The organism is Cellulomonas sp. HZM (assembly GCF_000708885.1).
Lineage (GTDB): Bacteria > Actinomycetota > Actinomycetes > Actinomycetales > Cellulomonadaceae > Cellulomonas.
The window spans coordinates 45,678-62,384 of the sequence record NZ_JEOE01000012.1; the positions used below are offsets into that span (position 1 = coordinate 45,678).

The following is a 16,707-nucleotide window of genomic DNA, read 5'->3' on the forward strand; positions in this document are numbered from 1 at the left end:
GAGGCCCTCCCGATCGTTCTGACAACCTGTCAGAACGATCGGGTAGCATCGCGGGCATGAAGCTCCTGTTCGACATCGTGCTCACGCTCCACCTCCTCGGCTGGGCGATCGTCCTCGGCGGCGTCCTCGTCAGCATGCGCCCGCCGAAGCTGCCGAAGGGCGTCCTGCACGGCGCCCTGACGGCACTGGTCACCGGCATCCTCATGGTCGGTCTCGCCGACATGAGCGACGAGCTGCGCGACCCGGACATGGCGAAGATCGCGGTCAAGCTCGTCGTGGCCCTGTGCGTCACGGCGCTCGTCCTCGTCGGCGTGCGGCAGCCCGAGCGTGTCACGACGAGGTTCCTCGGTGCGATCGCCGGCCTGACGGTGCTCAACGTCGCCGTCGCCGCCATCTGGCGCTGACGCAGCCCGCAACCCGCTCTCGACGACGTCGGCGCTAGGGTCCCTGCATGCCGGACCCGGGGAACCTGCTCGTCGGACTCGCCGTGGTCGCCGGGCTCGTGGGCGTCGTCGTCCAGGTGCTGCCCGGCGCGCTCCTGGTCCTCGCCGCGGTCGGCGTGTGGGGCGTCGTCACGGGCGGCGCGGTCGGCTGGGGCGTCGTCGCGGTCGCCGTCCTCGCGACCGGTGCCGCCCAGGTCGTGAAGTACCTGGTCGCCGGACGGCACCTCTCGCGCGGCGGCGTCCCGCCCTCGGCGGTCGTGTGGGGAGCGGTCGCGGGAGTGGTGGGGTTCTTCGTGATCCCCGTGGTCGGCCTGCCCGTCGGGTTCCTCGCAGGGACGTTCGTCGCCGAGTGGGTGCGACTGCGGTCCGGGCGGCGTGCGTGGCGCGCGACGCTCGTCGCCATGCAGGCCACGGGCCTGACGATCCTGGTCGAGCTGGCCGGAGCCCTCGTCACGACCGCGGCGTGGGTCGTCGGGCTCGCCGCTGCCTGATCGTCCGTGTCGTCGTCGCGCCGCGTCCTGTGGGCGGTGAGGACCCTCGTGTCGGTGGCGGCGCCTACCCTGGTGGGGCCATGACGTCGCTCTTCGATGCCCTCGACCTCCCGCTGCCGGAAGGCGCCCGCCCAGGCGCTCGCGACCGCAGCGGCGCCGCCTTCGACCCCGGCGCGCACACCGCGCGCCGCGACCCCTCGGGGCTGCCGCGCGTGATGGCTCCGCGCGACGACGACGAGCAGGCCGAGGTCGACGAGCGCCGTGCCGCCGACGAGCGGCGCCGCGAGGAGGAGGCGGCCGAGCTCCTCGTCGGCCTCAACCCGCAGCAGCGCGAGGCGGTGCTGCACCACGGAGGCCCCCTGCTCATCGTCGCGGGCGCCGGCTCGGGCAAGACGCGGGTCCTCACGCACCGCATCGCCTACCTGCTGGCGACCCGGCGGGCCCGGGCGGGGGAGATCCTCGCGATCACCTTCACCAACAAGGCCGCGGCGGAGATGCGCGAGCGCGTCGAGCACCTCGTCGGGCCCGCCGCGAGCCGCATGTGGGTGTCCACGTTCCACTCCGCATGCGTCCGGATCCTGCGGCGCGAGGCGACGACGATCGGGTTGCGCTCGAGCTTCTCGATCTACGACTCGGCGGACTCGCAGCGGCTCCTGACGCTCGTCGCGCGCGAGCTGGACCTCGACCCGAAGCGCTACCCGGCGAAGGCGCTGGCGTCCAAGATCTCCTCGCTCAAGGACGAGCTGGTCGACGCCGAGGAGTTCGCGCGCACGTCCGGCGGCGGTGCGTCCAACGACTACGACGCGGCGGTGGCGCAGGTCTACACGCGCTACCAGGCGCGCCTGCGGCAGGCGCACGCGCTGGACTTCGACGACCTGATCATGGCGACTGTGCACCTGCTGCAGGCGTTCCCGGCGGTCGCGGAGCACTACCGACGGCGGTTCCGCCACGTGCTCGTCGACGAGTACCAGGACACCAACCACGCGCAGTACGTGCTGGTGCGCGAGCTCGTCGGCGGTGCCGTGGGAACCGGTCCCGACGCGCAGGCACCGGCGCAGGACGTGCCGGCGGGCGAGCTGACCGTCGTCGGCGACGCGGACCAGTCGATCTACGCGTTCCGCGGAGCGAACATCCGCAACATCCTGGAGTTCGAGGCCGACTACCCCCAGGCGCGCACGATCCTGCTCGAGCAGAACTACCGCTCGACGCAGACGATCCTCTCGGCGGCCAACGCCGTCATCAGCCGCAACCCCGGGCGCAAGCCCAAGCGCCTGTGGACCGACGCGGGCGCAGGCGCGCAGATCGTCGCGTACGTCGCGGACGACGAGCGCGAGGAGGCACGCTTCGTCGTCGAGGAGATCGACCGGCTGGGCGACTCCGACGGCGTCCGGCCGGGCGACGTGGCGGTGTTCTACCGCGCGAACGCGCAGTCCCGCGCGCTCGAGGAGGCGCTCGTGCGCGTCGGGCTGCCGTACAAGATCGTCGGCGGCACGCGCTTCTACGAGCGGCGTGAGATCAAGGACGCCGTCGCCTACCTGCGCGCGATCGCGAACCCGGACGACGACGTGAACGTCCGTCGCATCCTCAACGTGCCCAAGCGTGGGCTGGGGGAGCGCTCCGAGGCCATGGTCGCGGGCTTCGCGGAGCGTGAGCGCATCTCGTTCGGCGCCGCGCTCGAACGGCTGGAGGAGGTGCCCGGTCTCGGCACGCGTGCGGTCGTCGGGCTCCAGGCGTTCGCGACCATGCTGGCCGAGCTGCGTGCGATGGCCGCGGACGGTGGGCCCGCCCTGGTGCTCGGTGCGGTGCTGGACCGGTCGGGCTACCTCGCCGAGCTGCGTGGCAGCGACGACCCGCAGGACGCGACGCGCGTCGACAACCTGGCCGAGCTGCACGCGGTCGCCACCGAGTTCGAGCAGTCGGACCCCGAGGGAGACCTGGCCGACTTCCTCGAGCGGGTCTCGCTCGTCGCCGACTCGGACCAGATCCCGACCCCGGACGGTGCGGAACCCGACGACGCGCCGGCGGCGGACCCGGGTGTCATCACGCTGATGACGCTGCACACCGCGAAGGGCCTCGAGTTCCCGGTCGTGTTCCTCACGGGCATGGAGGACGGCACCTTCCCGCACATGCGGTCGCTGAGCGACGTCGACCAGCTCTCGGAGGAGCGCCGGCTCGCGTACGTGGGGGTCACGCGTGCGCGCGAGCGGCTGTACGTGTCCCGCGCGGCGGTGCGCTCGGCCTGGGGCGTCCCGAACGAGTTCCCGCCGAGCCGGTTCCTCGACGAGCTGCCTGACGAGCTGATCGACTGGCGACGGCGCGAGTCGTCGACGTCGCAGCTGCGAGGTGGCTGGGGGTCCGGGTACGGGTCCGGCGGGTACGGCTCAGGCGGGTACGGGTCGGGCGGGGCTCGCGGGTCGTCGTCGGGCTCCCGCGAGCGCGAGAAGCGTCCGGCGCTGCCGTCGACCGGAGCGACGTTCGGGTCGGCGACGCCGCGGGCGGCGGGCGACGTGCCGCAGCTCGCGCTCGGCGACCGGGTGACGCACGACGCCTACGGCCTGGGCACGGTGGTCGCGCTCGAGGGGGCGGGGCCGAACGCCGTGGTGAAGGTCGACTTCGGCACCGAGGGGACCAAGCGGCTGCTCCTGCGCTACTCGCCTGTCACGAAGCTGTAGCCGAGCGCGGGTCCCGAGCCGCGCAAGCTCAAGCGGCGGGGTGCTCGGCGCGCTGACGCTCGACCTGCGTACGCACGGCGGCGACGTCGACCGCGCACGCGGCGAGCACCCTCGCCGCCGGGGCGCGGTGCTCGAGCCTCGTGGTCGCGAGCAGCAGGTGCCCCGGGTCGATGCGCCTGTCGTGCCCCGCGACCGCCTCCCGCAGCGCGAGCTCGAGCGTCTTCTTCGCGTCGGGCGCGAACGCCAGCCGGCGGCGTGCACGGGCATGCGGGTGGTCGAGAGCACCGGCGCCGAACTCGTGCTCCACCTGCGCCCGCACGGCGGCGAGGTCGATGCCCACGGCGGCGAGCGCGTCCGCGTCGATCCCGTCGTCGGTGTGCCGGGCTGCGCGCGCGACCGCAGCCGGATCGGTTCCCGCCGCGGCCAGGGCGACGCACGCGATCGATCTCGGGTCGGCGACGACCGCCGCGAGCAGGTGGGCCGACGTGACCGAGCCTGCCCCCGCGGAGCGGGCCTGGTCGTGCGCGGCGGTGACCGCGTCGCGCGCTTGTGCGCTGAACCTCTCGAGCATCAGCCGAACCTCTTCCCGTACTTCTTGTGGACGGCCTGTCGGCTCACGCCCAGCGCGTCGGCGACCTGCTGCCAGGACCACCCGAGCGCCCGGGCACGTCCGACGTGGAGGCCTTCGAGCCGGTCGGCGAGCTCGTGCAACGAGCGCACCGCTCGCAGGCCGTCGCCGGGCTCGGCGGAGGCCGCGGTGGTGAGCAGGTCGGTGGTCATGTCGTCAACATAGGTTGACAGAGCAGAGGTGTCAACCGTGGTTGACATCCGTGACACGCCAGCCGACCTGGTCCGTCGTGTCGGACCTCGCGCCTACCGTGGCTGCAACGGACAAGTCGGGCCGTCGGGGTCGGCGGGACGGCGGCGGCGGTCGGGTCGTCGTCCCCGGCGGTCGGACGTCGGTCTGGCGTCGGGACGCCTGCGTGACCGGGAGGAGGAGCCGTGACGATCGCACCGCACCGTGCGGCCGCCCCCGCAGCCGACGCCGCGCGACCCCCGGGACGCGCCGAGGGTCGGTCGAGCGCGGTACCGGCGGCCGACGACGTGCCGAGCTCGCCGCACCGGGGCCGGATCCGCGGGCTCGACGGGCTGCGAGCGCTCGCGGTGGCCGCGGTCGTCGCCTACCACCTGTTCCCGCGCGCGGTGCCGGGTGGCTTCCTCGGCGTCGACGCCTTCTTCGTCGTCAGCGGGTTCCTCATCACGACGCTGCTGCTGCGGGACGTCGAGCGTCGCGGCCGGATCTCGCTCGTGCCGTTCTGGGTGCGGCGCGCACGGCGGCTGCTGCCGGCGCTCGCGCTCGTCGTCGTGGTGTCGCTCCCGCTCGCGCGCGCCGCCGATCCCGACCTGCTCGTGGGCATCGGGCGCGAGGTGCTCGGCGCGCTCACGTTCTCGACCAACTGGCTCGCGATCGCCGCAGGCACCAGCTATTTCGGTGCGACCGCTCCGGAGCTGTTCCAGCCGTTCTGGTCGCTCGCGATCGAGGAGCAGTTCTACCTCGTGTGGCCGTTGCTGCTGGTGCTGCTACTCGCGTTCGGGCGGTCCTGGCGCGGCCGCGCTCGCGTCGTGGGAGCCGCGGCGCTCGCGTCCGCGCTGCTCATGGCCGTGCTGTACGTGCCCGGCGGCGACCCGACGCGCGTGTACTACGGGACCGTGACGCACGCGTTCGGGCTGCTGATCGGTGCGGCGGCCGCGTTCGCGTGGACCGGCCGGGGCGCGTCGATGCTCCCGCGGACGCGCTGGGCCCGGTGGGCCGGTCCCGCGTCGCTCGGCGCGCTCGCGCTGCTCGTCGTCGTCCTGCGCGCGGACGGGACGTTCGCCTACCGCGGCGGGATCCTGCTCGGCTCCGCGCTCGCCGCCGTCGCGGTCGTCGCGTGCACCGGGCCGGTGGGCGCGTACGTGCGGCTGCTCGAGACCCGGCCGCTCGTGTGGGTGGGCGAGCGGTCGTACGGCATCTACCTGTGGCACTGGCCGGTGATCCTCGTGATCGCCGCGTTCGCTGGGCAGGAGCCCGGCAGCAGCACGTGGTGGCGCGTCGCGGTGGCCGCGGTGGGCGTCACGCTCGTCGCGGCGTGGGCGAGCCACCGGTGGGTCGAGCAGCCGGTCCGCGAGCTGGGGTTCCGTGGCGTCGCCGCCCGCATCGGGTCGTCCCTGCGGGTCGGCGCACCCGGTCCGCGCGTCGTCGCGGGCGTCGTCGCCGTCGCGGTCGTCGCAGCGGCGCTCGTCGTCGTGACCGCGCCGTCGGTGTCGCAGGCCCAGTGCGCGGTCGAGGCGGCGCAACGAGAGATCGCCCAGCGCGACGCAGCCGCGCGTGAGCACGCCGGCGCGCACGGGTCGGGGGACGCCGCGGACGCGGCAGCGGGGATCGCGGCGCTCACCGGGCCGGTCACGGGAGAGGACGTCGTCGCGTTCGGCGACTCGGTGCTGTCCGCGGCGGCGCCCACGATGTACCGCGAGCTGCCCGGCATCCGGATCGACGCCAAGCCGATCCGCAAGTGGGTGGACGCCGACGAGATCGTCGAGGCAGCCGCCGCGAAGGGCGAGCTGCGTCCCGTCGTGGTGCTGAACTTCGGCACCAACGGAGGCTTCCAGTTCCCGGGCTCCGCGAAGGCGCTCGGCAAGGTGCTCGACGCGATCGGTCCCGACCGCGCGGTCGTCGTCGTCACGATCAACGGCATCAGCCACTGGGTGCCGGACGCGAACGCCGAGCTGAGGAAGCTCGTCGCGAGCCACCCCAACGTGCACGTGGCCGACTGGCACGCGTATGTCGCAGCGCACCCCGGGCTGCTGCACGCCGACCGCACGCACCCGAACATGACCGGGGTCGAGCGGTACACGAGCGTGCTCGAGGACGCGCTCGACGACCTGGTGCCGGCCGACGGCGGGTCCCGCTCGTAGCGCTCGGGGCAAGTCCCGGTCTCGCGAACGCCATGCGCTGCACGAGACCGGCAAAGATCTCTCGATGTGAAGACATCTCCGCCGCGCGGCTACGATCAGGACCGGCGCTGCTGCCGAACCCGAGGCCGCAGACGTGGTCGATGAGAGGAACCGGACCAGGTGGACCTGTTCGAGTACCAGGCACGTGACATCTTCGAGAAGCACGGTGTTCCCGTGCTCCGTGGCGTGGTCGCCACGACCGCCGACGGGGCGCGCGCCGGAGCCGAGCAGCTGCTCGGCGACGAGTCCGGCGTCGTCGTGGTCAAGGCTCAGGTCAAGACCGGCGGCCGCGGCAAGGCGGGCGGCGTCAAGATCGCCCGTAGCGCCGACGAGGCCGCCGAGAGGGCCGGCGAGATCCTCGGCATGGACATCAAGGGCCACACGGTCCACCGCGTGATGGTCGCCGAGGGCGCCAGGATCGCCCAGGAGTTCTACTTCTCCGTGCTGCTGGACCGGGCCGAGCGCCGCTACCTCGCGATGTGCTCGGTCGAGGGCGGCATGGAGATCGAGGAGCTCGCGGTCGAGCGCCCCGAGGCGCTCGCACGCGTCGCGGTGGACCCGCGCACGGGCATCGACCAGGCGAAGGCCGACGAGATCGTCGACGCCGCCGGGTTCCCGACGAAGACCACGCCCGAGATCGCGGCCAAGGTCGCGGACGTGCTCCAGAAGCTGTGGGCGGTCTACCAGGGCGAGGACGCGACGCTCGTCGAGGTCAACCCGCTCGTGCTCACCGAGGACGGTGACGTCGTCGCGCTCGACGGCAAGGTCACGCTCGACGCGAACGCCGACTTCCGCCACGCGGACCACGCCGAGCTCGAGGACAAGGCCGCGGCCGACCCGCTCGAGGCGCGTGCCAAGGAGAAGGACCTCAACTACGTCAAGCTCGACGGCGAGGTCGGGATCATCGGCAACGGCGCGGGCCTCGTCATGAGCACGCTCGACGTCGTCGCCTACGCGGGCGAGAAGCACGGTGGGGTCAAGCCCGCCAACTTCCTCGACATCGGCGGCGGCGCCTCGGCCGAGGTCATGGCCGCGGGCCTGGACATCATCCTGTCGGACCCGCAGGTCAAGTCGGTGTTCGTCAACGTCTTCGGTGGCATCACGGCGTGCGACGCGGTCGCCAACGGCATCGTCGCGGCGCTCGAGATCCTGGGCGACGAGGCGAGCAAGCCGCTCGTCGTGCGCCTCGACGGCAACAACGTGGTCGAGGGTCGGCGCATCCTCGCCGACGCCGGCCACCCGCTCGTGACGCTCGCCGACACGATGGACGGCGGGGCCGACAAGGCCGCCGAGCTGGCCAACGCCTGAGCCCGACCGACTTCAGCAGAGAGAAGCAGCAACCATGGCGATCTTCCTGACCGAGGCCTCCAAGGTCATCGTCCAGGGCATGACGGGCTCCGAGGGCACGAAGCACACGACCCGCATGCTCGCGTCCGGCACGAACGTCGTCGGCGGCGTGAACCCGCGCAAGGCCGGCACGACCGTCGCGTTCGGCGAGACCGAGGTGCCCGTCTTCGGCTCGGTGGCCGACGCGATGGCCCAGACCGGTGCCGACGTGTCCGTCATCTTCGTCCCGCCGGCCCACACCAAGGGCGCCGTCGTCGAGGCGATCGACGCGGGCATCCCGCTCGTCGTCATCATCACCGAGGGCGTCCCGGTCGCGGACACGGCCGAGTTCTTCGCGTACGCGCAGGACAAGGGCGTGCGCCTCGTCGGCCCGAACTGCCCCGGCCTGATCAGCCCCGGGAAGTCGAACGTCGGCATCATCCCGGCCGACATCACCGGCCCCGGCCGCGTCGGCCTGGTCTCGAAGTCGGGCACGCTGACCTACCAGATGATGTACGAGCTGCGGGACTTCGGGTTCTCGTCGGCCGTCGGCATCGGCGGCGACCCGATCATCGGCACGACGCACATCGACGCGCTGGCCGCGTTCGAGGCGGACCCTGACACGGACCTCATCGTCATGATCGGCGAGATCGGCGGCGACGCCGAGGAGCGTGCCGCGGCCTACATCAAGGAGAACGTGACCAAGCCGGTCGTCGGCTACGTCGCGGGCTTCACGGCCCCCGAGGGCAAGACGATGGGTCACGCGGGTGCGATCGTGTCCGGCTCGTCGGGCACCGCGGAGGCCAAGAAGGTCGCCCTCGAGGCCGCCGGCGTCAAGGTCGGCAAGACGCCGTCCGAGACGGCTGCGCTCGCTCGCGAGATCCTCGCGGGCGCCTGAGCACCACGCACCCGACGCCCCGGTCACCCACGCGGTGACCGGGGCGTCGTGCTGCGGGGACCGGTCCGGCCCAGGTCGGTCCGCGTGCGACGCGCGGGCTCGCGACGACGTCCGCGCCGGGTGTGACGAGAAGCGCGCGACCGACTCGCCGCGCCGCCTGCGCCCCCGCGCCGCGCGCCCCGGCGACCATGTCTGCGTGAGCCGCACCCGTCCGCCCCTCGTCGCCGACCGCGCCGCGGGCGGGACCCGGCCCGGTTCACGCGGCCCCGGGGCGCGCCGCCGCGGCGTGCAGCCCCGCACGGGCCCGACGCCGGCGGTCGGCGAGGCGTTCGCGACGAGCACGCTCGACGGCGCCCCGCGCTGGGTGGGCGGCGTGCTGTGCGCGGTGCAGGCTGCCGTCCTGTCGCTCCTGGTGCTCGTGCTGCCCGCGGTCGCGGCGTTCGTCGCGACCGCGGCGGACCCGAGCAACGCGCACGTCACGTGGCTGCGGGCGGTCCGCGTGGGTGCATCGCTGTGGCTCGCGGGGCACGGCGTCGCGCCGGTCGTCGCCGGTACGGCGGTGACGCTCGTGCCGCTCGGGGCGACGGTGCTGCTCGTCTTCGCGTGCTACGCGTCCGCACGCCGCTCGGGCGTGCCCGTGCGCGCGGCGTTCCTGGCGGGGACGGGCGCGTACGCGGTGCTCGTCGCCCTCGTGGCGCTGGCGTGCGGGGCCGGCGTGCCCGGGGCGCTGCGCGGCCTCCTCGGCGGCGCGGTCGTCGCGGGTCTCGGGATCGGCGCCGGCCTGCTGCGCAGGCCGGGCGCGCCGACGCTGCGCGCGGCGACCCGGCCGTACTGGTCCCGGCTGCCGGGCTGGTCGCGCGTCGGGGCCGCGGCCGGCGGGCTGGCCGCGGGGATGCTGGTCCTGGTGTCGTCCGTGCTCGCGGCCGCGTGGGTCGTCGCGGGCACCGCGACGGTGCGGGACATCGTCGAGGGCCTGGGCGTCGAGTCGGTCGGGGGAGTGGTCCTCGCGTTCGGTGAGCTGCTGTTCGTGCCGGACCTCGTGGTGTGGGCGCTCGCGTGGCTCGCAGGTCCTGGCTTCGCGGTGGGGTCGGGCACGTCGTTCGCGCCGGGGGGGCTCACGACGGGACCGATGCCCGCCATCCCGCTGCTGGGCGCGCTCCCGACGAGCTCGCTGCCGGGTGCGTGGCAGCTCGCGACGCCGCTCGTGCTCGCGGGGGTCGGGGCGCTCGCGGGGTGGTACGTGCATCGTCGGCTCGTGCGCGACGACGTGTGGTGGCGTGCGGTCGCGGCGTGCGCGGTGCTCGCGCTCGCCGCGGGTGCCGTGTGCGCCGTGCTCGTCGCTCTCGCGTCCGGGGGGGTCGGCCCCGGACGCATGGAGCAGGTCGGCGCATCGGCCTGGAAGGTCGGGGTCGCGGTGGTGTGGCCGGTGCTGCTGGGTGCGCTCGCGGTCGTCGTGCCGAGCGACGCCGGGGTGCGCGCGGGCGTGGCGCGCCGGCTGGGGCGTCCGCGCGACGTCGGCTGAGCCTCAGCCGCGGCTGCTCGACGGCGTCAGGCGCCGCTGGAGGTCGTCGATCCCCTGGCGGTACACCTGGTCGCACTCGGCGTGCGCGGCCTGCGTGAGCGCACGGTCGAGGCACTGCGTGTGCGCGGTCTGCAGGTCCCAGGTGAGCGCGAGCGTGCCGCCGGCGAGCAGCCCCCACAGGGTCGCCAGGACCGTGCCGGCGATGAGCGTGGGGGTGAGTGCGCCGCGGACGTGGGAGCGGACCGCGAGAACGGCCCCGCGGCCCCCGACGACCGCGGCGGCGAGCACGAGCACGAGCGAGAGCACCTGCCACGGGAGCCGGAACGTCGACATGATCGCTCCGACGAGCAGCAGGACCCCGAACAGCGTGCCCAGCGACCGGGCGCGCGCCGCGCCCGCCGCGTCAGCGGGTCGCTGCGGTGGTCGGCCGCCGGTGCCCGGCTCCGGCTCGTCCGACGCCCGGGGTGCGGGGCGCGGCGGACCGGGGTGCTGCTGCGGAGGCGGGTACGCGTGCGGCGGCTCGCCCGGGCGGGGCTCCTCGGGCGGCGCGTACGGGTTGCTCACCCCGGCATTCTCACCCACGCAGCCCCGTCGTCGTCCCGCGGTCCACGCCCGGTAGGGTGCCGCGCGTGAGCACACCCACCCCTGACACCCGGACGTCGGGCCGCCTCGTCGTGCTGGTCTCCGGGACCGGATCGAACCTCGCGGCGCTGCTCGAGGCGCACCGCGACCCTGCGTTCGGCGCGCGGGTCGTCGGGGTCGTCGCCGACCGTGCGGACATCCGTGCGCTCGAGATCGCCCGCGAGGCGGGGGTCCCGACGGCGGTCGTCCGGCTGGGCGACTTCCCGGACCGCGCTGCCTGGGACGACGCGCTCACGCAGGCGGTCGCGATGTTCTCGCCGGACGTCGTGGTGCTGGCCGGGTTCATGAAGCTCGTCGGGCCGCCGTTCCTCGCCAGGTTCGAGAACCGCGTGGTGAACACGCACCCCGCGCTGCTGCCGTCGTTCCCGGGCGCGCACGGCGTCCGGGACGCGCTGGCGTACGGCGTGAAGGTGTCGGGCTGCTCGGTGATCGTCGTGGACGGCGGCGTCGACGCGGGGCCGATCCTCGCGCAGGAGGCCGTGCCTGTCCTCGCCGACGACGACGAGGCGTCGTTGCACGAGCGCATCAAGGTCGTCGAGCGGGGGCTCCTGGTGGACGTCGTCGGGCGCATCGCTCGCGGCGGGCTCACCGTCGACGGACGGACCGCCGCGATCGGCTGACGCGCGGCCGCTCACGCGGAGACGCGTCCCTGCCACCACGTGACGGTCTCGCGCACGATCGCGTCCCACGGCGTCGGGGAGAGCCCGAGCGTGCGCTCGGTGGCCGACGAGTCGACGACGAACGGCTCCGTGAACTGGTACCGCACGCGTGCGACCTCGCGCACGGCGGGGACCGCGACGCCCATCGTGCGCAGCATCCAGGCGGGTACGGGAGAGATGTTCGGTACGGGCACCCCCGCCTCCGTCGCGAGGCGTCCCGCGAGGTCGCGGTAGGAGAGCGGTGCGTCGGTCGGGGCGACCCATGCGGAGCCCCATGCCCGCTCGTCCTGGGCCACGGCGGCGAGAGCCGCGACGAGGTCCGCCAGGTAGGTCCACGAGTGCGGCTGGTCGGGATCGCCGACCGGGCGCAGGGTGCGGCCCGCCAGCAGGGGCTCCATGAGCATCGCGCCGGCGTGCGCCGTGCCGAGTGCGCCGGGCCCGAGGTAGTCGCTCGCGCGGACCTCGGTCGCGCGCAGCCGACCGGCCTCGTGCCGCGCGAGCGCCTCGCGCCACATCTGGGCGCGCACCGCCCCCTTCGCCTCGGTGCTGCGCAGCGGCGTCGCCTCGGTCATCACGCCCGACCCCGCGCCGTACCCGTACAGGTTGCCGACGGTGACCAGCACCGCACCGGTGCGTTCGGCGACGTCCATCGCCGCGCCGTGCAGCACCGGCCACAGCTGCGGCCAACGGTGGTACGGCGGGTTGGCGGCGTCGACGAGCGACGCCGCGCCCACGGCCAGCCGCGCCAGCGAGCTCGCGTCCGACGCGTCGGCGGCCACGTGGCGCACGCCGGGCACGGCCGCCCGCCCTTCCGGTGCGCCGCTGCGGGAGACGACGACGACGTCGTGACCCTGCTCGACGAACAGGTCGGTGAGCGCCGACCCGACGGGGCCCTTGCCGAGGACGACGTGACGTGCCATGACTTCTCCAGACGTCGGGGAGAGCGGTGCTCTCGGATGTGAGCAGCGTTCACCCAACGCGACCGGATGTCAAGAGCGGTGCTCTCATTGCGGATCGGCGCTCTCGGCGGCATGCTGTCGGCCATGCCCGACGACGCGCCCGCACCCGCACGAGCGGCCACCGCCCGCGAACGCGCCCGCCAGTCCTTCACCGCGGACCTCCTCGATGCGGCCCGCGCGCGCGTCCGGTCCGAGGGCGCCGCACAGCTGTCGCTGCGCGCCGTCGCGCGTGACCTGGGCGTCGCCTCGTCGGCCGTCTACCGCTACGTCGACTCGCGTGACGCGCTGATCACGCTGCTCGTCATCGAGGCCTACGACGCCGCGGGCGAGGCGTGCGAGCGGGCGGCCCGCGACGCGGCCGGCAGCGACCCGCTGGACCTGTGGCTCGCCGTCGCGCGCGCATTCCGAGGGTGGGCGCTGCACGACCGGCACGCGTTCGAGCTCGTCTACGGCACCCCGGTCCCCGGCTACATCGCGCCCCAGGACACGGTCCGCCACGCGACGCGCGTGTGGGCCGCGATCGGCACCTCGGTCTTCGAGGCCGCGCGCGTCGGCCGGAGTCCGACCGACGCGGAGGAGGTGCTCGCGCTGCGGCTGGTCTCGCCCGAGGTCGTCGCGGTCGCGGTGCAGGTCGGGTCGGCACGCCAGGCCGACGACGAGCCGTCGGGCGGACCCATGGACGCAGCCGACGGCCTCGCGGGCGCCCCTGAGCACGTCGCAGCCGCCGCCGCGGGAGCGCTCGCGTCGATGTCGCTGTTCGCCGCGCTGCTCGGCGCGGTCACGATGGAGCTGTTCGGCCACCTGTACGGCATGACGACCGACGCGGACCGGCTGTTCGAGACGACCATGACGGCTGCTGCGCGAGGTGCGGGCCTCGTCGGCTGACGCGCGGCCGTCGCCAGCTACCCCGCGCGGGGCTAGACTCGCACGCGGTCGTGACTGGCGAGGGTGGGCAACCACCGGGGAGCGGCCGCAGTGCCCTGCAGTGCGCCGCCCGCCTGGGCGCCTGGGTCCGTTGCCCGTCCCGGGCCGGCCCAGGCCGGCCTGTCGTGCCGAACCGGCACGCGCCGACAGGAGTGGTCATGACCGCCGCGCACCCCAGCACCCTCGTCTCGTTCACCGGTGACCCCACCGACCCCGCCTCGCGCCGCCCGCTGCGTCGAGCGCTGCTCAGCGTCTACGACAAGACGGGCCTCGCCGAGCTCGCGACGGCCCTGCACGCCGCCGGCGTCGAGCTGGTCTCGACCGGCACGACCGCCTCGACCATCGAGTCCGCGGGCGTCCCCGTGACCCGGGTCGAGGAGCTGACCGGCTTCCCCGAGTGCCTCGACGGGCGGGTCAAGACGCTGCACCCGCGCGTGCACGCCGGCCTGCTCGCCGACGTCCGCCGCCCCGAGCACGTGGCACAGCTCGCCGAGCTGGGCATCGAGCCGTTCGACCTGCTCGTCGGCAACCTGTACCCGTTCTCCGCGACCGTGGCCTCGGGCGCCGGTCCCGACGAGTGCGTCGAGCTCATCGACATCGGCGGTCCCGCGATGGTCCGGGCCGCAGCCAAGAACCACGCGTCGCTCGCGGTCGTGGTCGACCCCGCCGCGTACGGCGAGGTCGCCACGGCGCTCGCGGACGGCGGCTTCACGCTCGCGCAGCGCCGCGCGCTCGCCGGCCGCGCGTTCGCGCACACCGCCGAGTACGACCAGGCGGTCGCGGGCTGGTTCGCGGCGCAGCTCGCACCCGACGAGACCGCGGCCGAGACGGGCTTCCCGGCCGTCGTCGGCGCCACCTGGACCCGCGACGAGGTGCTCCGCTACGGCGAGAACCCGCACCAGTCCGCCGCGCTGTACCTCGACGCGGACGGCGTCGCCGGGCGCGGGCTGGCCGGTGCCACGCAGCTGCACGGCAAGGCCATGAGCTACAACAACTACGTCGACGCCGACGCGGCGTGGCGCGCGGCGCACGACCACGACGAGCCCGCGGTCGCGATCATCAAGCACGCCAACCCGTGCGGCATCGCGGTGGGCGACGACGTCGCCGACGCGCACGCGAAGGCGCACGCGTGCGACCCGGTCTCGGCCTTCGGCGGCGTCATCGCCACCAACCGTCCGCTCACGGCGGCGGCAGCGGCGCAGATCGCACCGGTCTTCACCGAGGTGGTCGTCGCTCCGGAGTTCGATCCGGAGGCCGTCGAGATCCTCACGCAGAAGAAGAACATCCGGCTCCTGCGGGTGTCCGGCGTCGCGGCGGGGCTCGAGCGCCGGCCGGTCTCGGGCGGGCTGCTCGTGCAGCAGGCGGACCGCATCGACGCCGCGGGCGACGACCCGACGACCTGGACGCTCGCGACGGGCGACGCGGCCGACGAGGCCACGCTCGCCGACCTCGCGTTCGCGTGGCGGGCCGTGCGCGCGGTCAAGTCCAACGCGATCCTGCTCGCCTCCGGCGGCGCGTCGGTCGGCGTCGGCATGGGCCAGGTCAACCGCGTCGACTCGTGCCGCCTCGCGGTCGAGCGCGCGAACACGGGCGACGTCGAGCGTGCGCGCGGTGCGGTCGCGGCGTCGGACGCGTTCTTCCCGTTCGCAGACGGCCTGCAGGTGCTGCTCGACGCGGGTGTGCGCGCGGTCGTGCAGCCCGGCGGCTCGGTGCGCGACGAGGAGGTCGTCGCGGCCGCCCGCGAGGCCGGCGTGACGCTCTACCTCACCGGCACGCGCCACTTCGCGCACTGAGCCGGCCGCCGGGGCCCATCCCGTCCCGCTCCGCCCGCGCGCCCGGTCACGGCTGGTCGCGCAGGGCGGAGCGCAGCGGGGTCCCCGCGTCGGCCGCGAGGGCGGGGTCGAGCCGCGGCAGGTCGGTCGCGCCGAAGAGTCGCCGGGCGGCAGCGACGTCGCGCGGCCGGTCCACCGTGAGGGTCGCGGTGAGCACGTCGGTGCCCGGCCGCCACCACAGCGCGGTCCAGCCGTCGGTCCCGCCGGGCGTGCCGCGCAGCACGACGTCGTCGTCGGTGCCGGGCAGGCCGAACAGCGTCAGCTCGTGGCCGAGCTGCGTCGAGAAGACGTAGGGCGCGGGGTCCGCGGGAGCGCCGGGGACGCCGAGCAGGTCGTCGACGAGCGCCACGGGTCCGCGCAGCGCGCCGTCCCAGTGCCCCGGTGGGACCCAGCCGTGCCGGTGCGAGCGCCGCAGCGCGACGTCGCCGACCGCGCGCACGGTCCGTGCCGCACCGAGCACCCGGTACGTCTCGTCGACGCGCAGCGCGCCCGAGCGCTCGCGCGGCAGCGCGTCACCCAGCCAGTCCGTCGCGGGGCCGGCGCCGACCGCGGCGAGCACGACGTCCGCCCCGATCCGCTCGCGCCCGGCGGGCCCGACGACGTCCACGCCGTCGCCGCGCACGTCCACGACCTGCGCCGACGTGACGAGCCGGACCCCGGCGTGCGCGAACGCGGGCGCCAGCAGGCCACCCACGGTGACGCCCAGGGCGCCGGACAACGGGGCCGGGCCCGCCTCGAGCACCGTCACCTCCACGCCCGCAGCTGCGGCGACACCCGCGACCTCCGCCCCGATCCAGCCGGCCCCGACGACCACGAGCCGCGTGCCCGGACGCAGCCGTGCGCGCAGCACGTCGGCGTCCGCGGCGGTGTGCAGGACCAGCGCGTCCGACCAGTCGGCAGGCCTGCGCGGGCGCGCCCCGCTCGCGACCACCACGACGTCCGCGGTCACGTCACCGGCACGGGTCGCGACCGTCGCCGCGGCGTCGTCGGCCCGCAGACCGTGCGCGGGGAGCGCGAGGCGCACGTCGTCGGCGAGGCTCATGAGGTCCGCACCCAGCTCGTCGGCCAGCCACGCGGGCTCGCGGCGATCGAGGAGGTGCTTGGACAGCGGCGGACGGTCGTACGGCGCGCGCCCCTCGTCGCCCAGGACGGTGACGTGGCCGTCGAACCCACGCTCACGCAGCGCGGCGACGGTCTGCGTGGCGGCCAGGCCCGCGCCGACGACGACGACGCGGCGCGGGTCGCGCGAGGCGTCGCTCGGGTGGCTCACCGACCACACGGTAGTCTCCGCCGGGAGGGGCGCCCCTCCCCACGGAGGGTGCCCGAGATGCCCGAGGAGCGGCGG

Annotated in this window: 15 protein-coding genes and 1 riboswitch; of the genes, 10 read left to right on the forward strand and 5 right to left on the reverse strand. The window is 74.8% G+C overall.

Annotated elements, in window-relative coordinates; all coding sequences use genetic code 11:
- The first annotated feature begins 56 nt into the window (after positions 1 to 56).
- From AW16_RS0108590 to pcrA, 3 genes are all read left to right on the forward strand, one after another.
- Entirely contained in the window at positions 57 to 404 is a 348-nt protein-coding gene (locus AW16_RS0108590; RefSeq protein WP_029289675.1) for a hypothetical protein, read from the forward strand.
- Positions 405 to 451: 47 nt separating this feature from the next.
- Positions 452 to 934 carry a DUF456 domain-containing protein gene (locus AW16_RS0108595; RefSeq protein ID WP_029289676.1) on the forward strand — a complete coding sequence of 161 codons (483 nt, stop codon included), beginning with the start codon at positions 452 to 454 and terminating at the stop codon, positions 932 to 934.
- A gap of 80 nt (positions 935 to 1,014) precedes the next feature.
- A complete protein-coding gene (gene pcrA, locus AW16_RS0108600) occupies positions 1,015 to 3,606 on the forward strand; it encodes a DNA helicase PcrA (protein ID WP_029289677.1) in 2,592 nt (863 codons plus the stop codon).
- A 28-nt stretch (positions 3,607 to 3,634) separates the two neighbouring features.
- Here the strand turns inward: pcrA and AW16_RS0108605 are convergent, their stop codons facing one another.
- Together AW16_RS0108605 and AW16_RS0108610 are read right to left on the reverse strand one after the other, a co-directional pair.
- Positions 3,635 to 4,177 carry a Clp protease N-terminal domain-containing protein gene (locus AW16_RS0108605; RefSeq protein WP_029289678.1) on the reverse strand — a complete coding sequence of 181 codons (543 nt, stop codon included), beginning with the start codon at positions 4,175 to 4,177 and terminating at the stop codon, positions 3,635 to 3,637.
- The gene (locus AW16_RS0108610; protein WP_029289679.1) at positions 4,177 to 4,386 is read right to left on the reverse strand and encodes a helix-turn-helix transcriptional regulator; all 210 of its coding nucleotides are present in this window, start codon (positions 4,384 to 4,386) and stop codon (positions 4,177 to 4,179) included. The genes AW16_RS0108605 and AW16_RS0108610 overlap by 1 nt, the downstream gene beginning before the upstream one ends.
- Positions 4,387 to 4,608: 222 nt before the next feature.
- Between AW16_RS0108610 and AW16_RS0108615 the strand changes: the two genes are divergently transcribed.
- The 4 genes from AW16_RS0108615 (at position 4,609) to AW16_RS0108630 (ending at position 10,346) form a co-directional block, all read left to right on the forward strand.
- Entirely contained in the window at positions 4,609 to 6,561 is a 1,953-nt protein-coding gene (locus tag AW16_RS0108615; RefSeq protein WP_231495986.1) for an acyltransferase family protein, read from the forward strand.
- Positions 6,562 to 6,720: 159 nt separating this feature from the next.
- Positions 6,721 to 7,908, forward strand: coding sequence for an ADP-forming succinate--CoA ligase subunit beta (gene sucC, locus AW16_RS0108620; RefSeq protein WP_029289681.1), 1,188 nt, complete (start codon positions 6,721 to 6,723; stop codon positions 7,906 to 7,908).
- A 34-nt stretch (positions 7,909 to 7,942) separates the two neighbouring features.
- A complete protein-coding gene (gene sucD / locus AW16_RS0108625) occupies positions 7,943 to 8,824 on the forward strand; it encodes a succinate--CoA ligase subunit alpha (protein ID WP_029289682.1) in 882 nt (293 codons plus the stop codon).
- Between the two features lie 196 nt (positions 8,825 to 9,020).
- Positions 9,021 to 10,346 (forward strand): DUF6350 family protein, encoded by a 1,326-nt coding sequence (locus AW16_RS0108630; protein WP_231495987.1) that lies wholly within the window; start codon positions 9,021 to 9,023, stop codon positions 10,344 to 10,346.
- 3 nt (positions 10,347 to 10,349) lie between these two features.
- Here the strand turns inward: AW16_RS0108630 and AW16_RS17670 are convergent, their stop codons facing one another.
- Positions 10,350 to 10,910: a hypothetical protein gene (locus AW16_RS17670; protein ID WP_051681799.1), complete on the reverse strand. Its 561-nt coding sequence runs from the start codon at positions 10,908 to 10,910 to the stop codon at positions 10,350 to 10,352.
- 65 nt (positions 10,911 to 10,975) lie between these two features.
- Between AW16_RS17670 and purN the strand changes: the two genes are divergently transcribed.
- On the forward strand, positions 10,976 to 11,608 hold the full coding sequence (purN, locus tag AW16_RS0108640) for a phosphoribosylglycinamide formyltransferase (RefSeq protein ID WP_029289685.1): 633 nt from the start codon (positions 10,976 to 10,978) through the stop codon (positions 11,606 to 11,608).
- An 11-nt stretch (positions 11,609 to 11,619) separates the two neighbouring features.
- Here the strand turns inward: purN and AW16_RS0108645 are convergent, their stop codons facing one another.
- Positions 11,620 to 12,567, reverse strand: coding sequence for an NAD-dependent epimerase/dehydratase family protein (locus tag AW16_RS0108645; RefSeq protein ID WP_029289686.1), 948 nt, complete (start codon positions 12,565 to 12,567; stop codon positions 11,620 to 11,622).
- A 123-nt stretch (positions 12,568 to 12,690) separates the two neighbouring features.
- On the opposite strand from AW16_RS0108645, the gene AW16_RS0108650 reads away from it, so the two are divergent.
- The gene (locus AW16_RS0108650; protein WP_081861552.1) at positions 12,691 to 13,491 is read left to right on the forward strand and encodes a TetR/AcrR family transcriptional regulator; all 801 of its coding nucleotides are present in this window, start codon (positions 12,691 to 12,693) and stop codon (positions 13,489 to 13,491) included.
- Positions 13,492 to 13,531: 40 nt separating this feature from the next.
- Positions 13,532 to 13,617: riboswitch (ZMP/ZTP riboswitch) on the forward strand.
- A gap of 71 nt (positions 13,618 to 13,688) precedes the next feature.
- Entirely contained in the window at positions 13,689 to 15,323 is a 1,635-nt protein-coding gene (gene purH / locus AW16_RS0108655) for a bifunctional phosphoribosylaminoimidazolecarboxamide formyltransferase/IMP cyclohydrolase (protein ID WP_029289688.1), read from the forward strand.
- 46 nt (positions 15,324 to 15,369) lie between these two features.
- Here purH and AW16_RS0108660 read toward each other — a convergent pair whose 3' ends face one another.
- The gene (locus tag AW16_RS0108660; protein WP_051681807.1) at positions 15,370 to 16,632 is read right to left on the reverse strand and encodes an FAD-dependent oxidoreductase; all 1,263 of its coding nucleotides are present in this window, start codon (positions 16,630 to 16,632) and stop codon (positions 15,370 to 15,372) included.
- Between the last annotated feature and the right edge of the window lie 75 nt (positions 16,633 to 16,707).